The sequence below is a fragment of the Nitrobacter winogradskyi genome, from assembly GCF_006539545.1.
GTDB classification, from domain to species: domain Bacteria; phylum Pseudomonadota; class Alphaproteobacteria; order Rhizobiales; family Xanthobacteraceae; genus Nitrobacter; species Nitrobacter winogradskyi_A.
This window is the reverse complement of the sequence record NZ_BJNF01000027.1, coordinates 22914-40547: the sequence shown is the minus strand read 5'-3', so window position 1 is coordinate 40547 and position 17634 is coordinate 22914. Positions and strand designations below refer to the sequence as shown.

At 62.0% G+C, this 17634-nt stretch carries 21 protein-coding genes and 1 tRNA gene; 15 read left to right on the top strand and 7 right to left on the bottom strand.

What is annotated here, in order from left to right; all coding sequences use genetic code 11:
- The first annotated feature begins 74 nt into the window (after positions 1-74).
- On the top strand, positions 75-1433 hold the full coding sequence (gene glmU / locus NWI01_RS05825) for a bifunctional UDP-N-acetylglucosamine diphosphorylase/glucosamine-1-phosphate N-acetyltransferase GlmU (protein WP_141382981.1): 1359 nt from the start codon (positions 75-77) through the stop codon (positions 1431-1433).
- Positions 1434-1460: 27 nt separating this feature from the next.
- Here the strand turns inward: glmU and NWI01_RS05820 are convergent, their stop codons facing one another.
- On the bottom strand, positions 1461-1694 hold the full coding sequence (locus NWI01_RS05820; protein ID WP_141382980.1) for a hypothetical protein: 234 nt from the start codon (positions 1692-1694) through the stop codon (positions 1461-1463).
- A 390-nt stretch (positions 1695-2084) separates the two neighbouring features.
- Between NWI01_RS05820 and NWI01_RS18805 the strand changes: the two genes are divergently transcribed.
- Complete coding sequence (locus tag NWI01_RS18805; RefSeq protein WP_181410382.1) at positions 2085-2258, top strand: hypothetical protein; 174 nt, start codon at positions 2085-2087, stop codon at positions 2256-2258.
- A gap of 73 nt (positions 2259-2331) precedes the next feature.
- On the opposite strand, the gene NWI01_RS05815 is transcribed toward NWI01_RS18805, so the two are convergent.
- From NWI01_RS05815 to NWI01_RS05805, 3 genes are all read right to left on the bottom strand, one after another.
- Positions 2332-2538, bottom strand: a complete 207-nt coding sequence (locus NWI01_RS05815) for a hypothetical protein (RefSeq protein ID WP_041344964.1) — start codon at positions 2536-2538, stop codon at positions 2332-2334.
- Positions 2539-2633: 95 nt separating this feature from the next.
- Positions 2634-2804, bottom strand: a complete 171-nt coding sequence (locus tag NWI01_RS05810) for a hypothetical protein (RefSeq protein WP_244613657.1) — start codon at positions 2802-2804, stop codon at positions 2634-2636.
- Positions 2805-2970: 166 nt separating this feature from the next.
- Positions 2971-3213 carry a hypothetical protein gene (locus NWI01_RS05805; protein WP_141382978.1) on the bottom strand — a complete coding sequence of 81 codons (243 nt, stop codon included), beginning with the start codon at positions 3211-3213 and terminating at the stop codon, positions 2971-2973.
- Positions 3214-3590: 377 nt separating this feature from the next.
- Here NWI01_RS05805 and NWI01_RS05800 point away from each other — a divergent pair, with 377 nt between their 5' ends.
- The gene (locus tag NWI01_RS05800) at positions 3591-4097 is read left to right on the top strand and encodes a hypothetical protein (protein ID WP_181410381.1); all 507 of its coding nucleotides are present in this window, start codon (positions 3591-3593) and stop codon (positions 4095-4097) included.
- A gap of 107 nt (positions 4098-4204) precedes the next feature.
- Here the strand turns inward: NWI01_RS05800 and NWI01_RS05795 are convergent.
- Positions 4205-4279, bottom strand: a tRNA-Asn gene (locus NWI01_RS05795).
- A gap of 260 nt (positions 4280-4539) precedes the next feature.
- On the opposite strand from NWI01_RS05795, the gene NWI01_RS05790 reads away from it, so the two are divergent.
- From NWI01_RS05790 to surE, 6 genes are all read left to right on the top strand, one after another.
- Positions 4540-5205 carry a protein-L-isoaspartate O-methyltransferase family protein gene (locus NWI01_RS05790; RefSeq protein WP_141382977.1) on the top strand — a complete coding sequence of 222 codons (666 nt, stop codon included), beginning with the start codon at positions 4540-4542 and terminating at the stop codon, positions 5203-5205.
- A gap of 167 nt (positions 5206-5372) precedes the next feature.
- Positions 5373-5609, top strand: coding sequence for a twin-arginine translocase TatA/TatE family subunit (locus NWI01_RS05785; protein WP_141382976.1), 237 nt, complete (start codon positions 5373-5375; stop codon positions 5607-5609).
- Between the two features lie 177 nt (positions 5610-5786).
- Positions 5787-6326 (top strand): Sec-independent protein translocase protein TatB, encoded by a 540-nt coding sequence (gene tatB / locus NWI01_RS05780; protein ID WP_141382975.1) that lies wholly within the window; start codon positions 5787-5789, stop codon positions 6324-6326.
- Complete coding sequence (gene tatC / locus NWI01_RS05775) at positions 6323-7132, top strand: twin-arginine translocase subunit TatC (protein ID WP_141382974.1); 810 nt, start codon at positions 6323-6325, stop codon at positions 7130-7132. The genes tatB and tatC overlap by 4 nt, the downstream gene beginning before the upstream one ends.
- A 107-nt stretch (positions 7133-7239) precedes the next feature.
- Positions 7240-8712: a serine--tRNA ligase gene (gene serS, locus NWI01_RS05770; RefSeq protein ID WP_141382973.1), complete on the top strand. Its 1473-nt coding sequence runs from the start codon at positions 7240-7242 to the stop codon at positions 8710-8712.
- Positions 8713-9035: 323 nt separating this feature from the next.
- Positions 9036-9803, top strand: a complete 768-nt coding sequence (gene surE / locus NWI01_RS05760) for a 5'/3'-nucleotidase SurE (protein WP_141382971.1) — start codon at positions 9036-9038, stop codon at positions 9801-9803.
- A 65-nt stretch (positions 9804-9868) separates the two neighbouring features.
- Here the strand turns inward: surE and NWI01_RS05755 are convergent, their stop codons facing one another.
- A complete protein-coding gene (locus NWI01_RS05755; RefSeq protein ID WP_141382970.1) occupies positions 9869-10249 on the bottom strand; it encodes a response regulator in 381 nt (126 codons plus the stop codon).
- Between the two features lie 260 nt (positions 10250-10509).
- Here NWI01_RS05755 and NWI01_RS05750 point away from each other — a divergent pair, with 260 nt between their 5' ends.
- Both NWI01_RS05750 and NWI01_RS05745 read left to right on the top strand, forming a co-directional pair.
- Complete coding sequence (locus NWI01_RS05750; protein WP_141382969.1) at positions 10510-11163, top strand: protein-L-isoaspartate(D-aspartate) O-methyltransferase; 654 nt, start codon at positions 10510-10512, stop codon at positions 11161-11163.
- 147 nt (positions 11164-11310) lie between these two features.
- Positions 11311-12684: a peptidoglycan DD-metalloendopeptidase family protein gene (locus tag NWI01_RS05745; RefSeq protein ID WP_141382968.1), complete on the top strand. Its 1374-nt coding sequence runs from the start codon at positions 11311-11313 to the stop codon at positions 12682-12684.
- Positions 12685-12825: 141 nt separating this feature from the next.
- Here the strand turns inward: NWI01_RS05745 and NWI01_RS05740 are convergent, their stop codons facing one another.
- A complete protein-coding gene (locus NWI01_RS05740; RefSeq protein ID WP_141382967.1) occupies positions 12826-13800 on the bottom strand; it encodes an ATP-binding protein in 975 nt (324 codons plus the stop codon).
- Between the two features lie 187 nt (positions 13801-13987).
- Here NWI01_RS05740 and yajC point away from each other — a divergent pair, with 187 nt between their 5' ends.
- Genes yajC through NWI01_RS05720 form a run of 4 tightly spaced genes read left to right on the top strand, consistent with a single transcriptional unit; the run spans position 13988 to position 17523 of the window.
- Positions 13988-14404, top strand: coding sequence for a preprotein translocase subunit YajC (gene yajC, locus NWI01_RS05735; RefSeq protein ID WP_141382966.1), 417 nt, complete (start codon positions 13988-13990; stop codon positions 14402-14404).
- 44 nt (positions 14405-14448) lie between these two features.
- Positions 14449-16047: a protein translocase subunit SecD gene (gene secD, locus NWI01_RS05730; RefSeq protein WP_141382965.1), complete on the top strand. Its 1599-nt coding sequence runs from the start codon at positions 14449-14451 to the stop codon at positions 16045-16047.
- A gap of 16 nt (positions 16048-16063) precedes the next feature.
- A complete protein-coding gene (secF, locus tag NWI01_RS05725) occupies positions 16064-17140 on the top strand; it encodes a protein translocase subunit SecF (protein WP_141382964.1) in 1077 nt (358 codons plus the stop codon).
- Positions 17137-17523 (top strand): Mth938-like domain-containing protein, encoded by a 387-nt coding sequence (locus tag NWI01_RS05720; RefSeq protein WP_141382963.1) that lies wholly within the window; start codon positions 17137-17139, stop codon positions 17521-17523. The genes secF and NWI01_RS05720 overlap by 4 nt, the downstream gene beginning before the upstream one ends.
- Positions 17524-17634 lie beyond the last annotated feature (111 nt).

Genomic DNA, 17634 nt, shown 5'->3' with positions numbered 1-17634 from the left:
AGCCGGTCGGTTTTCAGTTTCGAGAAAAAAGATTAATGACGGCGACGTTTGATGCGCCAACCACGGGGATTCGAATGAGCGGCCGGAATTGTCTGACCATCGTGCTGGCCGCGGGTGAGGGGACACGGATGCGCTCCTCGCTGCCTAAAGTGTTGCATCCGGTGGGAGGACAGACGCTGTTGTCTCATGTGCTGGCGGCCGCGCCGGGCGGTGCCGGGACGTCGCTGGCGGTTGTCGTTGGTCCCGGCCATCAGGCTGTGGCGGATGAAGCGAGGCGGGTGCGGCCGGACGTCATGACGTTCGTCCAGGACGAGCGCCTGGGAACGGCGCACGCTGTCCTCGCGGCGAAGGAGGCCATCATCCGCGGCGCCGACGATCTGCTGATCGCTTTCGGCGACACGCCGCTGATCTCGGCCGATACGTTCGCGAGGATGCGGGCGCCGTTGCGGGCGGGTGCGTCTCTGGCCGTGCTCGGCTTTCATGCCCACGATCCTGCGGGGTACGGCAGGCTGATCGTGACCGATGGCCGGCTTACAGCGATCCGCGAGGACGCGGACGCCAGCCCCGACGAACGCCGCATGACGCTTTGCAACGCCGGCGTCATGGCCTTCGACGGCAGGACGGCGCTGCGGATCATTGAAAAGATCGGCAACACCAACAGCAAGGGCGAATACTATCTCACCGACGCCGTCGGCATCGTCGGAGATATGGGTCTGACGGCGGCGGTGATCGAAACCGGCGAGGACGAAGTGCGCGGCATCAACACCAAGGCTCAACTGGCCGAGGCCGAACAGGTCATGCAGGCGCGGCTGCGCAAGGCTGCGCTCGACGCCGGCGTGACCATGGTGGCCCCCGAAACGGTCTTTCTTTCCGCCGATACCTCATTCGGCAAGGACGTGACCATCGAGCCCTACGTCATCATCGGGCAGGGCGTGACGATCGCCGACGGCGCGGTAATTCACGCATTCTCTCACCTGGTACAGGCATCAATCGGCAGGAACGCCTCCGTCGGCCCCTATGCCCGGCTGCGGCCGGGAACGTCGGTGGGCGAGGGCGCGCGGATCGGGAATTTCGTCGAGACCAAGGCCGCCGTTCTCGAAGCCGGCGCCAAGGTCAATCATCTGACCTATATCGGCGATGCCCATGTGGGGGCCAACGCCAACATCGGCGCGGGCACCATCACCTGCAACTATGACGGCTTCAACAAGCACCGCACCGAGATCGGCGAGGGGGCGTTCGTCGGCTCCAACTCCTCACTGGTCGCGCCGCTCAGGATCGGCGCCGGGGCTTACATAGGATCGGGTTCGGTCGTCACCAAAAACGTGCCTGATGACGCGCTCGCGGTCGGCCGGGGCCAGCAAACCCTGCGCGAGGGCTGGGCAAAGAGATTCCGAGAGATGAAGCTGCTCGCCAGGAAACAGAAGACCGGTTGAAGAAGGAGGCCGAGGCGAGCCGAAGATTCATTCTTCCTCGAATTCGGAGAACATGGCCCGCGTGAGGCGCCAGCCGCGAGGCTTTGCCCGCTGTGGTTTCTCATCCGGCTTATGGCGGACGATCTTCGGCTTCGTGGCTGTGCCGCGGAACGGCGGCGGCCAATGGGCAAGACGGGATGACGTTTGCGCAAGCGAGCGCGTCGATGCGCGGGAGAATCGTTGCGGCCCGGCTCGGCCATTGGCATCGCGGGTGTCGCTCACGGTTCCATGGTCCTCCCCCTCCTTATTCACGCGAACCGATGTTCTTCCCGGGGGCAAGCCCCCAGGACATACTTCGCCCGAACGCGCATAGGGAGCTTTCCGTATAAACGTTGCGCGCTCGTTAAAAGCGCGCAGCAAAGTCGAATGGTCGTGACGCGTCTAAAGGATGGCGGAAAAGCGGAACCCGGGCCGAGGCGATTTTGCGTGAGGCGATAAAATCCCGTCGCGAAGCGCCGGAAAACAGCATAGTGTCTGGAACACCTGCTGCGGCGACCTCATCTGTTCGAGAGTGACCCTGATCAGCCTATTCACCCGCACATCATCAGACGCACGGTCGCGCCGTTTTCCATCGGCGCACCTTTCCGGTTGTCATGAGAGGAACGAAACGAAATGGATAACGAAAAGAAGATCAAAGCTGTCTTGATGGTCATTCTCATCATAGCAACATTGCTGGGCCTCAACGCGCTGATCGCGGCTGTTCAGAAGACAGGCAAGGAGACCCATACCGGCAGCGCATGGCAGCAGGAACTGACGCTGCACGGTGAAAAGATCGCGAATGCCTGATGGGGCTTCCGGGTGAAGACGGAAATCTAAAAAGCGTCTCCTCCACGGGGAGGTAACAGCTCGGCTGGTCGGATCAGGCCCTTCCGGGTCTCCGTTTCATTTCCGTCTCGATTTCACCTATAGCCTGACGCAAGGCGTAAAGCGCTTGCTCATCGACCTCGAACGCGATCGAGCCAAGTTCCGTCGTTGCCAGTTCTATCGCGTAGCGACCGTCAGGCCGGATCAAAGGGCGTGAAGCGTTCACCGTGACGATGCTCAGTTGATCGGGAAATACGTCCATCGGAGACCTTCGGATGGGGACGGAGAAAAAAGGCGTCCAGATCCTGATCATGCCCTTTTCCCGGGCGGGGGTCGAGAGGGGTCAAAGCTGGATTTTTATCGGACGGTGTGCTTCGCGGCTAGTCGTTCGCGGTACGCTTCCAGGCCACGTCGCCAGTCCTGTCCGGGCTGCCATTCGCCCATTTCGTCCATGGCGCCGGACTCCAGCATTGCGGCTGCGACCTCCCAGTGGCGGTCCACCCAGCCCGGAATTTCCGATTCATTCATGAGTTGAGACCGGCAGATTCGTTCTGCCATCGCTCGCGCCAGCGGTTCTATGTTTGATGACATGACACCCACCAGCGGTTCATGACGTTTTCGAGCGAAGCGCGTCCTCGGGCATGACCCAAGGATGGATACCGGTTGGTCCGATGCAACTTGATCGGTCCACGCTCTAGTTAACGCTCGACCTTTGATTACGCTGCACCATGTCGAGGATGGTTTGCAACATCTGCGCCGCCTTCCGATTGGCTGAATCTCCCTTGGAAAGCGCTGTTACTCCTTGTTCCAGCATGTCCGCCGCCTTCTCGGTTGAGATAACCCCGCTCTCGATGAGACCCCAGAACGCGAATTGAGCCAGCGTAAACGCTGCGATTGCAGAACCTTCAGTTTCGACTTCAAAGTTATCTTCCGCCATCAAAATCTCCTCTGTTCGGTGTTCAGGAGCAAGGTTGAATCCCGCCTGCTGCGATCCTGTTCGCCTTGAATTGCGTGACGAAAGCTATAGCGTTTTCGAGCGGCGTGGACACTGGTTCGCGTGAAGAAAACGCGTCAAATCAGGATCATGGAATTTCATCTTTGGTTCCGTCAGAAACGAAGGCTATAGGGTCGGCCGCTCGAAAAGATGCGAGATTTTCGTTGATGACGCGCGTCAGGCGTCGTCTGGTTCGATTCCTGCGCTAGAGCCTTTCCGCTTCTGATTGAATCAGAAGCGGGCTGTATGATTTTGTTCTGTCGCGTTTTCTTCACGCGAACCGGTGTCCACTTCGCTCGAAAACGCTCTAAACTGACCCAATGGGCCGTGTCATTACCGTCAACGACAGGATGCAAAGCGACTATCGCTATCGATTGACGGCGCCGGCCGGCCGCAGCTTCGATCCGGCCTTCCAGCCCGACCTTACTCCGAAGCAGATGCTCGAACTCGGCGTGTTCTGCGGCAAGTATCTGACCGACTGCCGGGACGAGTTTCCGGCGAACTGGTTCGCGCGGGCCAGGCTTTCATCCACTGGCCGCGACTGTTCGCTCAACTATTTCGGCGTCGATGCCAGCCAGCCGCTTTCGGTCTGGCGACGCAAGGGCTGGATTCATCCCGACGACCCGCGTGGTTGGTTCCAGTGGTATTGCCGCTACTATATGGGACGGCGCATGCCGGACGAGGACGCGCGCCAGATCGGCCGCTGGAAAGCGATGCGGCGTCATGTGTCACAGGTCAGGAAGCATTGCGAGCCGGGAGATCCCATGTGCCGGCCGCGCCAACGGCAGGCGCTCTTGCATTGGGCCTATGACAGCCGGAAAATCTAGCGTTTCAAGCGAAGCATGTCCTCAAGCCTGACCCGAGGATGGACGCACCCCACCTGATAGTGGAGGCGATGTTTGCCGGCTTTTTCTGAATTCGGGTTTCATGAAAATGGCTCCCCGGGCTGGATTCGAACCAGCGACCATTCGATTAACAGTCGAATGCTCTACCGCTGAGCTACCAGGGAACGTGCGAAGCGTGCTTCGCAATGAGGCAGCGTATAACAAAGCCTCCGACGCTTGCAAAGCAGAAATGCCGACCCGGCGTCCCCGGACGAGGGCAGATAAATCGATCGATTACCCGTCACGCGTCATGCACGTTGCGCAACCAACGGAAAACGCTGCGACAAAATGCGACGGCTGACAAGGCCCGCTCAGCAAAGGCTTGCATCGATCATGGGGGTGTCCTAGTCCTCCGGGAACTTTGTCATGGGTTGAGGGATCGTCGATGTCTGACTTTTCGACCGCTCGCGGGAAAATGGTTGACGGTCAGGTGCGGCCCAGCGACGTCACCGATCCTCGAATTATCGACGCGATGACGGTGCTTCCGCGTGAGATTTTCGTCCCCGAGGATCGCCGTGCGCTGGCTTATCTCGATCTCGATCTCGACGTCGGCGAAAAGGGCGCGCCGAAGCGACACCTGATCAAGCCCGTGGTGGTCGCCAAAATGATTCAGGCGGCCGAGATCAAGACCACAGACAACGTGCTCGTGGTGGGTTGTGCGACCGGCTATACCGCCGCGTTGATGGCGAAACTAGCGGATCGCGTGACGGCGACCGAGAGCGATCCGGCGCTGGCGGCGAAAGCCTCGGACAATCTCGCGAGCCTCGGCCTCCGCCACGTGACCATCGTTCCGGCCACGGCGAGCAACGGAGCGCCCGCCCGCGCCCCCTACGACGTCATCATTCTGGAGGGCGCGACCGAGATTGTTCCCGATACGCTTTACGGGCAGCTTGCGCCCGAGGGACGCCTGGTCGGCGTATTTGCCATAGGCGGCGCGCCGCGGGCGGTCATCGTCACCCGTTCACGTTCCGATTTTGGGAGCCGTCCTCTTTTCGACGCGTCGGCTCCGATCCTGCCGGGCCTCGAACGGCCGCCCGCCTTCGTATTCTGAGTATTCTGACGGAGCGCGCGACCGCGGTTTCGGTCTGAAGCCGCAAGGGCTGTCCCCGGGGCCGTTATTGCGGCTCGCGAGAACCTGAATCCTTGTTTTTGCCAATCCCCGGGCCTACTTTCCGTACAGGTTTGGCCGTACGCCGGTCGCCGGCTTGGAGGTTGCAGATGGGTTCACTGAGCATCTGGCACTGGATCGTGGTGGTCGCGGTGATCCTGCTGCTGTTCGGTCGTGGCAAGATTTCAGATCTGATGGGTGACGTGGCGCAGGGCATCAAGGCCTTCAAGAAGGGCATGAGGGACGATGAGAACAGCGCGGAAAAGCCCGAACCCGTGAAGACGATCCATCACAATGCGGACGGGTCCGGCGCGGCGCGGTCTGACACCGGCAGCAAGGTCATCTGACGCGACTCGGCGCGAGGACGTCACGTCTGCGGCGATCATCAGGGTTCGACTTCCACGATGCGGCAGGGCTGTCGAAACGCGATGATCCCTGCGGGCTCAGGGCGGGGACGTGACAAGGCGGGACATGGGCTGCGGCGCGAAAACCGACGCAAAGCCCTCGCGTGAGCGGAAAGTTTCATGTTCGACATCGGGTGGAGTGAACTGCTCGTCATCGGGGTCGTCGCGCTGATCGCGATCGGCCCCAAGGAGCTGCCCGGCGTGCTGCGTACGGTCGGCCAGTGGATGGGCAAGGCGCGGCGGATGGCGGCTGAATTTCAGGGACAGTTCAACGAGGCCATGCGCGAGGCCGAAATGGCCGACCTGAAAAAATCCTTCGACGAAGTGCGCGACGCCACCAGCGGTCTGACCCGTGGCGACCTGATGACCAGGCTCACCGACTCGCTCGGCGAGCCGCCCAGGCTCGAGGATCTCGACAAGCCTGCGACCGGGGCCGACAAGCCATCCGCATCCCCCGATGCCGCTTCCGCGAGCGGATCGGCCGCGCCGGCGATTCCCGAGACGTTTACGCAGTCCGACGCCGGGACGAGCACCACCGGGCCGCTGGCGATCACGCCGCAGGCTCATCAGGATGCAACTGCCGTTGAGCCGCCCGAGGTTGCGCCGGAAGCCTCGCATGAGGGCAGGGACGAGACGGCCAGGGACGCCAAAGCGTCATGAGCCACGAAGACATCGAGGCCAGCAAAGCCCCCCTGATGGATCACCTGATCGAGCTGCGCTCCCGGTTGATCAAGGCGCTGATCGGATTCGGCGTGGCGTTTGTTGCCTGCTTCTTCTTCGCCAGGCAGATTTACAACGTCCTGATATGGCCGTTCGTCTGGGTCGCGGGGCCGGAGAACTCGAAATTCATCTACACCGCGTTGCTCGAATATTTCATCACCCAGCTCAAGCTCGCGCTGTTCGGCGCGGCCTTCATCTCGTTTCCGATCGTGGCGACGCAGATCTATAAATTCGTGGCGCCCGGACTCTACAAGCACGAGCGCAATGCTTTCCTGCCGTACCTGATCGCGACCCCGGCGTTCTTCGTGCTCGGCGCGACGGTGGTGTATTTCGCGGTGCTGCCGATGCTGGTGCGGTTCTCGCTCGGGATGCAGCAGATGGCTGGTCCCGGAACCGCGGAGATCCAGTTGCTGCCCAAGGTCGGCGAATTCCTGTCGCTGACGATGTCGCTGATCTTCGCCTTCGGCATCGCCTTCCAGTTGCCTGTGATTCTCACGCTGCTCGGGCGGATCGGCGTCGTCACGGCGAAAGGTCTGCGCGAGAAGCGCCGCTATTTCATCGTCGGCGCGTTTGTCATCGCGGCGGTGCTGACGCCGCCGGATGTGCTGAGCCAGATGTCGTTGGCGCTGCCGCTGCTCCTGCTGTACGAGGGCTCGATCCTCGCCGTGGCCGTTGTAGAGAAAAAGGCCGTGAGGCCCTCCGCCTCCGCCGCCACTTCACCGCCTGCGGGAAATCCCGCGGAATAGGGCGTGACTGTTTCCAATCGCTGCCGTTCGGGCTACTGAATGCCCGTTCTCGCGGACATGACGTCACCCTGAGTCTGGCCGCTTCTTTATCTTTTGGACTGGCTCCCATGCACGACATCAAAGCGATCCGCGACAACCCGCAAGCCTTCGACGCCGCGCTGAAGCGGCGAGGACTTGAGCCGCCGTCGTCATCGCTGCTCGCGATCGACGAAAAGCGGCGCGCGGCGATTCTGGCGTCGGAGCAGGCGCAGGCGCGTCGCAACGCGGCATCAAAAGAAATTGGGGACGCCAAGAAGGCGAAGGACGATGCGCGCGCCGCGAAGCTGATGGCTGAGGTCGCCGAACTCAAGACCACCATGCCGCAGATGGAAGCGGCTGCGAAGACAGCCGACGAAGAACTGCGAAAAGAGCTTGCGCAAATTCCGAACTTGCCGCTCGACGAGGTGCCTGATGGCGTCGACGAGCATGGCAACGTGCGGCGTCATGTGTTTGGCAGAAAGCGCGACTATGCGTTCACGCCGAAGCCGCATGACGATCTCGGCGGCGCGCTTGGCGACATGGATTTCGAGGCGGCGGCGAAATTGTCCGGCTCGCGCTTCGTGGTGCTGAAGCGCGGGCTGGCGCGGCTCGAACGCGCGATCGGACAATTCTTCCTCGATGTCCACACCGGCGAGCACGGCTACACCGAGGTCAACCCGCCGCTCTTGGTGCGAGACGACGCGATGTTCGGCACCGCGCAATTGCCGAAGTTCGAGGAGGATCAGTTTCAAGCCACTCGGCGAATTTCTGAAACCGAGCGGATAGAAATTGCTAAAGTGAAGGCCGACGCTCTTTATCGTAGAAGGTTCTTCACTAATATTGTCAGATCGTTATTTGGTCAGCGTGAGCAAGTGCAAGCTGAACTACGAAAGTATTTTTTTGAAGAGCTTTTAGGTGCTCCGAGTGAACAAAAACTTTGGCTCATCCCCACCGCCGAAGTCTCGCTCACAAACCTCGTACGCGAATCCATCCTCGACGAAAAAGACCTGCCGCTGCGCTTCACCGCGCTGACGCCGTGTTTCCGCGCCGAAGCGGGTGCGGCGGGGCGCGATACGCGCGGCATGATCCGTCAGCATCAGTTCACCAAGGTCGAACTGGTGTCGATCACCGCGCCGGAGACATCGAAGGACGAGCACGAGCGGATGTTGTCATGCGCGGAAGAAGTGCTGCGCCGGCTCGACCTGCATTACCGCGTGATGACGCTGTGCACAGGCGACATGGGCTTCGCCTCGCAGAAGACCTACGACATCGAGGTGTGGATGCCAGGACAAATTTCAGGTCAGGGCGAGGGCGGCGCCTACCGCGAGATTTCATCCTGCTCGGTGTGCGGTGATTTCCAGGCCCGGCGCATGGATGCGCGCTATCGCGCAAGCGACGGCAAGCCACGCTTCGTCCATACGCTCAACGGCTCCGGCACTGCCGTGGGCCGCGCGCTGATCGCGGTGATGGAGACTTACCAGCAGGCCGATGGCTCGATCGCCGTGCCCGATGTCTTGCAGCCCTACATGGGCGGCCTGAAGGTGATCGCGAAAGGCATGTAGCCGCTGCCCTCAGACCCAGCTTCAGCGTCATGGCCGGACGTGTTCCGGCCATCCACGCCTTGCTTGCGGTTCAGCGGAAAGACGTGGATCACCGGGGTGGGCCCGGTGATGACGGCGTAAAATCCGCCGGCGCAGGCGGAACGTCAGGTTTGCCAGCCTCGGCCGGGCCGGATATGAGGTGTCCCCGAACGGCTGGAGCCTTTCCGCTTCTGGTAGAATAGAAGCGGGGCTCTATGATTTTGATTTGACGCGTTTTCTTCACGCGAACCGGTATCCACTTCGTTCGAAAACGCTGTCGGCGGCCGAAAGAGGCGCTCTTAGGAATGCGGATTCTCTGTACCAACGATGACGGCATTTACGCGCCGGGCCTCGAAATCATCGAGCAAATCGCAAAAGACCTGTCCGACGACGTCTGGGTGGTCGCACCCGAGCACGATCAGTCCGGGGTCTCGCATTCGCTGACGCTCAACGATCCGCTGCGGCTGCGCGAACTCGGGCCGCGCCATTTCGCGGTGAAGGGCACGCCGACCGATTGCGTGATCATGGGATCACGCTACATCCTCGCCGACAAAGCGCCTGATCTCGTGCTTTCCGGTGTCAATCGCGGCCGCAACCTCGCCGAGGATGTGGTGTATTCCGGCACCGTCGCGGGGGCGCTCGAAGGCACGATGCTCGGGCTGCCGTCTTTCGCGCTGTCGCAGGAGTTCAGCATGGAAACCGGTGACAGGCCGGTGTGGGAAACGGCGCGGACATTCGGGCCGCAAATTCTCCGCAAGGTGATCGAGATCGGCATTCCGAAAAACACGGTTATCAACGTCAATTTCCCGGCCTGCGCGCCGGAGGATGTGGCGGGAGTGCTGGTGACGCGGATGGGCAAGCGCAATCTCGGCTTCCTCAAGATCGATGAGCGTCGCGACGGCCGCGGCAACCCGTACTTCTGGATCGGGTTCGAGAAGGCCGACGACGCGGATACCCCCGCGTCGGGCTCCGATCTCGCGGCGATCGCGGGGCAGTGTGTTTCAGTGACGCCGCTGCGGCTGGACCGCACCGACGAAGCGTTCGCCGCGATCCTGACCGCGAAGTTCAAGTAGGACGCCCGGAATCCACGCTGGATCAATCTCCCTTCTGATTCCATCAGAAGCGGAAATGCTCGGCCTCAGGCCACGGCGCTGCCCTTGAGCGTGCTTCGGATCACGGCGTCAAGGCCATCCATCTGGAAGGGTTTCTGCACGGACGGACGGTTGCGATACTCGGGCGGAAGCCCTTGCGTGCCATAGCCTGTTGCGAAGATGAAAGGCCGGTTGCGGCCTTCGATGACCTCCGCCACGGGGGAAATCAGCTTTCCGTTGACGTTGACATCGAGAATCGCGATGTCGAAATTCGTTGTGCGCGCGAGCTGGAGAGCCTGCTCGATGTCGCCAGCCTCGGCGGCGATGCTATAGCCGAGTTCCTCCAGCATATCCGCAACCATCATGCGGATCATAACCTCGTCTTCAACGAGGAATACGGAGCCGCTGGGTGGCTTCGCTGATTCCATGTTGGAAATCCCGCCTTGTCACCAACGAAGGGTCGCAAATTATGCGACCGAACGCAATCCGTGTCGTCGCCTCGGGCAAGATTGTCGCACCGGTGCGCCGGGCTGCAAATCGGGAGATTCCCGGACCGGCAGAAGCGTTCGCGCCGGTTCCTCGCCGGAACAAATACTTGCCGCGCCGGATTGACCCGGTGGGTGATCTGCGCAGATTGCGTTAATGATAACCGCTCGGCCAAGCGCCGGCGCTCGAGAGTTCGCCCGTCATGCCCCCCGCCGGTCATCCGCCGCCTGAAAAGATGATGTTTCAGCTTAACCTGCGGCGCCGCGGCATCAGCGATCAGCGTGTGCTCCGCGCGATGGATAACGTCCCGCGCGATGCTTTCGTCGAACAGGGCGATCGCGAGGACGCATGGTGCGACACCGCGCTCGGCATCGCCTGCGGCCAGACCATCAGCCAGCCGTTCGTCGTGGCCTACATGACCGAGCGGCTGGAATTAGGTGACGATCATCGGGTCCTGGAGATCGGCACCGGCTCGGGTTACCAGACCGCGATCCTGTCGCGCCTCTGCCGCGAGGTCGTGACGGTCGAGCGGTATCGCGTGCTCGCCGATCGCGCGCGCGCCCGCTTGAAGCATCTCGGCTACGATAACGTCGAAGTTCTGCTGGGTGACGGCTTCGACATTCCTGGCGAAGCAGGGCGGTTCGACCGCATCATGGTGACCGCGGCAATGGAGCAGATACCGGAGGCGCTGACGGCCAGGCTTGAGCCCGACGGGCTTTTGATCGCGCCTGTCGGACCGCAGAGCGGACGGCAGACCCTGATCCTCCTGCGTCGCGCCCCCGCCGGAATAATCCGCAAGGAACTGATCGATGTCCGCTTCGTGCCGGCGCTGCCGGGTATCGCCCGCGAGCTCTGACCCTGCGGGTCGAAGGTGCGGTTGCGGCCGTAATCAGTTTGTCCGGCGATGTTAACTTTCGAGGCCGCGACGTGTCACGGTGAAAGGCTTTGTTTACTGGGACGGTGTTTATTCAAATTTAGTCGTGTTGCGTACGAGTGAGTAACCATGTCCCGTGTCGTCGAGTTGCTTTGCTCGCGCCGCGCACCGCAGGTAGCGGTGCTGGCGCTGGTGTCGATCGGTTTTGCCGGATGCAGCGCGGATATGTCGACGCGCCTCGCGCAGTTGGACAGTGGTCCGCAGCAATCAGGTCCACAGCAATCAAATCGCTTCGGCTGGCAGCGGGAGACCACCGGCACGGTGGCCGCGGCGCCCGCGGCTCCGGTGGAGCGCCGCGAGTTGCAGCAATATTCGCGGCCTCCGTATCGACCTCAGTCCGACTATCAATCCCAGCCGCTGCCGCCGATCTCGACGCCGAAGTCCTATCCGGTGGCATCGAATGTGTCGGGGAACGGGCGCGGTCCCGGTTCGTATACGCCTCCCGCGCGGCCGATCGAGCCCGCCCCCGCGGTCGCTGCGCGAGACGGCTGGAATCATAACGGCGGCACGCCGATCATTGTTGGGACCAGCGATACGCTTGAAGGGTTGTCGCGCCGATACGGCGTGTCCACCGCGGAGATTTTGAAGGCCAATGGCTACCGGGGTCCCCGCCAGTTGCAGCCCGGCCAGCGGTTGATCATTCCGAAGCGCGCAGCGGTGGCGGAGACCCAGACGGCTCCGGTCGCGAAGCCGGCGGTCGTCGCTACGGCTGCGTCCGGTACCCACTACGTCAATCGCGGCGACACCCTGATGAACATCGCCCGCCGCAACCACATTTCTGTCGGGGAGCTTGCTCGCGCAAACGGACTGCCGCCCGGCGCGAAACTGAAGATCGGCACGAAAATCACGGTGCCGACGAAGGTCGCCACTGTGTCCGCGCAACCTATTGCCGCTCCGGCCGCGCCTCCTGCTGCTGCACCCAAGCCCGCGCCTGCGCCCGTGGTTCACGCCGCTGCTGCGCCCGAAGGTCCGGTTCAGAAGGTCAACCTCGCGGTTGCGACCGCGACGCCTGAAGCGGCCGTGGTCAAACCTTCGGTGAAAGCCGCGGAGGCGACCGGCGCCTTGCCGACTTTCCGCTGGCCGGTGCGTGGCCGCGTGATCACAGCCTATGGCGCCCGGACGAATGGGAAATCCAATGACGGCATCAACGTCGCCGTGCCCGAGGGCACGCCGGTCAAGGCCGCCGAGGACGGTGTCGTTGCCTATGCCGGTAGCGAACTCAAGGGTTACGGCAACCTTGTTCTTGTTCGGCACTCCAACGGTTACGTGACCGCCTATGCCCATGCACGTGAGCTGATGGTGAAGCGTGGAGATTCCATCAGGCGCGGTCAGGTCATCGCCAAGTCGGGTCAGTCGGGCGAGGCGGGCTCGCCGCAGCTTCACTTCGAGATCCGGAAAGGATCGACGCCGGTCGACCCGTTGAATTTCCTGAACGGGGCCTGAGGCTGGATGCCCCGGAGGCGGTGCGTCGCGCTTGCGATGCTCCGCTGATCCGGAACCTTAACAACCTCGGCGCGTGAGACGACTCCGGATCAGCAGCGTATCAACTCGTGCCGCGCTATATCCGCATAACAAGCTTGAAGGCTATTTCGCCGCGAGCCGCACACCGAGCCGCCCTGCAAGCTCCTGCGTGAACTGCCAGGCAACCCTACCGGAACGCGAGCCGCGCGTGGCCGACCATTCCAGCGCCTCCCGCTCCAGTTCGGCATCGTCGAGCCTGATGCCGAAGTGGGAGCAATAGCCGCGCACCATTGCGAGATACTCATCCTGGCTACAGCGGTGAAAGCCGAGCCAGAGGCCGAAGCGGTCGGACAGCGAAACCTTTTCCTCGACGGCCTCGCCGGGATTGATCGCCGTCGATCGCTCGTTCTCGATCATGTCGCGGGCCAGCAGATGACGGCGGTTTGACGTCGCGTACAGGATGACGTTGTCGGGCCGTCCCTCGATGCCGCCTTCGAGAGCGGCCTTCAGCGATTTGTATGAGGCGTCATTGCCGTCGAAGGAGAGGTCGTCGCAGAAAACGATGAAACGAAACCCGGATGAGCGAAGCAGTTCCATCAGGCCGGGCAGGCTCTCGATGTCCTCGCGGTGAATTTCGATCAGCTTGAGCCGTCCGCCGGCCTCGACGTTGACGCTGGCATGTGCCGCCTTCACCAGCGACGACTTGCCCATGCCGCGCGCACCCCAGAGCAGGGCGTTGTTCGCGGGCAGACCCCTGGCAAAGCGGAGGGTGTTCTCCATCAGGATATCGCGCATCCGGTCGATGCCCCTGAGCAGGCCGAGATCGACGCGGCTGACCTGCGGAACCGGCGTCAATCGCCCGTCAGGATGCCAGACGAAGGCGTCGGCGTGGGTCATGACGGCGTGATTGTCGATCTGCTCTGAGGCGGCGGTCATGGCGGCGGCGATCGTTTCTAGAGCGCGGGCGATCCGGTCCGCGGCATCTCGCCTCGCGGCCGCTTTCGGACGTTTTGTCACGCCGGCCCGAGAACTGGAGCGGGCCCCCGATGTTTTGAGAGGGGTCTTTCGAAGGCTGGTTTTCCGCGACTTTCTGGCCATCTTTGTCTTTCCCGAGCGCGCACCCTTAGCGGGGCGACCTGGCTCCTGCAAGCTGCGGAATAATGTGGCTCGATCAAGGGTCTGGCGGCGTTGCAATTGGGACCGTGGCCGTTATAGTCCGCGCGAATTTGCTCTTGATCGGCCCGACTCTGTGCTCATGCCGGTCTGATCCCAAGGAATGGCCCGAATGTTCATTACCCCTGCCTTTGCTCAGGCCGCCGGCTCCGGCGACGCCAACAGCCTGTTGATGTCGCTGCTGCCGTTCGCGTTGATCTTCATCATCATGTACTTCCTGATCATCCGGCCCCAGCAGAAGAAGGCGAAAGAGCACGCCGAACTGGTGAAGAACATTCGTCGTGGTGACACCGCCATCACATCGAGCGGCCTGGTCGGAAAAGTCACCAAGGTGGTGGATGACGAGCAGATCGAGTTCGAAATCGCTGATGGCGTCCGGGTGCGGCAGATGCGACAGATGATTTCGATCGTTCGCGCGAAGGGCGAGCCGGCCAAAGGTGAATCGACCAAAGGCGAACTGGCAAAAGGAGCCGCCAAGGGCGATGGCGCTAAAGGAAATGGCTCCAGGGACGACACCGCGGCGAGCTAGGTGATTCTCGGGTGATCATTCCTCGAATCTGACGAGTTATCTCGATGCTGTACTTTACGCGGTGGAAGGCGCTGGCGATCATCGTGACCGCTCTCGCGATCTGCCTGTGCGCCGTACCGAATTTCTTTCCGGAGGCGCAGGTCAAGACATGGCCGAAATGGGCGCAGCGTCACCTCGTGCTCGGACTTGATCTCCAGGGCGGCTCGTATCTGCTGCTTGAGGTCGATTCCAACTACGTCAAGAAGGAGAAGCTCGATCAGGTTCGCGATGATGCGCGCAAGACGCTGCGCGACGCCCGGATCGCTTATACCGGCCTTGCGGTCAAGAACGGCGCCGTCGAGGTCCGCATCAGCAAGGAAGAGGAATTCCAGACCGCGCTGGGCAAACTGCGTGAGCTGTCGCAGCCGCTGGGAGGTCTGCTCGGCTCCAGCGGCCAGCGCAGCCTCGAAGTCACCAGCGCGGACGGCGTGATCCGCATGACCGTGCCGCAGGCCGCCGTCACCGATCGCATCCGCCAGTCGGTCGAACAGTCGATTCAGATCATCGAAAAGCGCGTCAACGAACTCGGCACCGTCGAGCCGTTGATCCAGCGTCAGGGCGCCGACCGCATTCTGGTGCAGGTGCCGGGATTGCAGGACCCGACACGGCTGAAGGAAATCCTCGGCAAGACCGCCAAGATGGACTTCCGCATGGTCGATTCCAGCATTCCGGCTGATCAGGCCACGCAGGGCCGGGTGCCTGCCGATTCCGAAGTGCTGATGAGTTCGCAGGCGCCCAAGACGCCTTACGTCGTCAAGAAGCAGGTGCTCGTCTCCGGCGGCGATTTGACCGACGCCCAGCCGGGATTCGATTCGCGAACCAGCGAGCCGATCGTGACGTTCCGCTTCAACAGCAATGGCGCGAGAAAATTCGCGCAGGCGACGACCGAAAACGTCGGACAGCCGTTCGCCATCATCCTTGACAATGAGGTGATCTCGGCGCCCGTCATCCGCGAGCCGATTACCGGCGGTTCGGGTCAGATCTCCGGTAATTTCACGGTGCAGGAGGCCAATGACCTCGCGATTCTGCTGCGCGCCGGCGCGCTGCCCGCGCCGCTGACGATCATCGAGGAGCGCACCGTCGGACCTGGCCTCGGACAGGATTCGATCGAACAGGGCGAGCTTGCCGCCTATGTCGGCTCGATCATGGTGATCCTGTTCATGCTGCTGACGTACCGGTTTTTCGGAGTGATCGCGAATATCGCGGTCGCCATCAACGTCGCCATGATTTTCGGAGTGCTGTCGTTGTTGAACGCGACGCTAACGCTGCCCGGTATAGCCGGCATCGTTCTGACGGTGGGCATTGCCGTGGACTCGAACGTGCTGATCTACGAGCGCATCCGCGAGGAACTGCGCGCCGGTCGCACCGCGATTTCGGCCATCGACGCCGGTTTCAAACGAGCGCTGGCGACGATTCTGGATTCCAACATCACGACCTTCATAGCCGCCGCCGTGCTGTTCTATATCGGCACCGGTCCTGTTCGCGGCTTTGCGGTGACGTTCGGCATCGGCATCATTACAACGGTGTTCACCGCCTTCGAGGTGACCCGGCTGATCGTCGCGACGTGGGTGCGCTGGAAGCGGCCGCAAACCGTGCCGATCTGATGACGCGGAGCCGGCTGTGACTCAATGGATTTTGATCGGGCTCGGTGCCCTCATCGTTGTACTGACCATCGTCAGCTGCTTCGGCCTGCTGCCGTCGCTGCGGATCGTTCCGGACGACACGAAGTTCGATTTCACGCGCTTCCGTCGCATCAGCTTTCCGATTTCCGCCGTGCTTTCGATCGTCGCGATCACGTTGTTCTTCACGCATGGCCTGAATTTCGGCATCGATTTCAAGGGCGGCACGCTGCTCGAGGTGCAAGCGAAGTCTGGCGAGGTTGACATCGCGGGCATGCGCGCAACGCTGAGCAAGCTCGATCTGGGCGAGGTCCAGCTTCAGCAGTTCGGCGGCCCGACCGAAGTGCTGATCCGCGTCGCCGAGCAGCCGGGCGGAGACGCCGCGCAGCAGGAAGCCGTGCAGAAGGTGCGCGGCGCGTTGGGCGAAACCGTCAACTATCGCCGGGTCGAGGTCGTCGGACCTCGCGTGTCCGGCGAATTGCTTGCTTACGGCATGATCGGTCTGATCCTGGCGATCATCGGCATTCTGGTCTATCTCTGGTTCCGGTTCGAGTGGCAGTTCGCGCTCGGCGCGATGATCGCCAACGTGCACGATATCGTGCTGACGATCGGCTTCATGTCGATCTCGCAGGTCGACTTCGACCTCACCAGCATTGCGGCGCTTTTGACAATTCTCGGCTACTCGCTGAACGACACGGTCGTCATCTACGACCGGATCCGCGAGATCCTCCGGCGTTACAAGAAAATGCCGATGCCCGAACTGCTCAACGCATCGATCAACTCGACGCTTTCGCGCTCGATCATCACGCACGTCACGGTGACGCTGGCGCTGCTCGCTTTGCTGCTGTTCGGTGGACCTGCGATCCACAGCTTCACCGCGGTGATGACGTTCGGCGTGGTGCTGGTCGGCACCTACACCTCGATCTTCATCGCGGCTCCGATCCTGATTTATCTCGGCGTGGGCGAGAGCCGCGCCGATGTCGAGGAAAAGCCGGCCAAACCCGAAAAGCTGGCGAAGCCCGAAAAGCCTGACAAGTCCGAGAAGCTGGCCAAGTCCGCGAAACCAGCGAAGCCGTGAGCGCTGTCCCACCGGAGGTGCCGCATCTTCCGCGGCCCGCCGCGATCGAGGCCTATGGCAACGGCGGCTTTCGCTTCGATACAATGTCGCATCGCGGCTCGCTGCTTTGCCTGCCGGACGGTGTATGGGCGTGGCCCGTAGCGCGAGCGGATGACATCGACCGTCATGCGCTGGCGCGCGTGTTCGAGGGCTCGGCTGCCATCGACACGTTGTTGATCGGTACCGGAACAGATGTGTGGCTTGTTCCTCCCGAACTGCGCACGGCTCTGCGTCGCGTGAGCATCGGCGTGGACACCATGCTCACGGGTCCGGCGATCCGCACTTACAACATCATGCTGGGCGAGCGGCGCAGGGTGGCGGCGGCGCTGATAGCCGTGGCATGATAGCCTCATCGTTTCGACAGCGCCTGATGGCACTGATTGCCGTACCATGACAACCGCGAGGTCGAGGCAGCGCCTGATGGCGTCGGTTGCTGTATTATGGCGACCGTCATA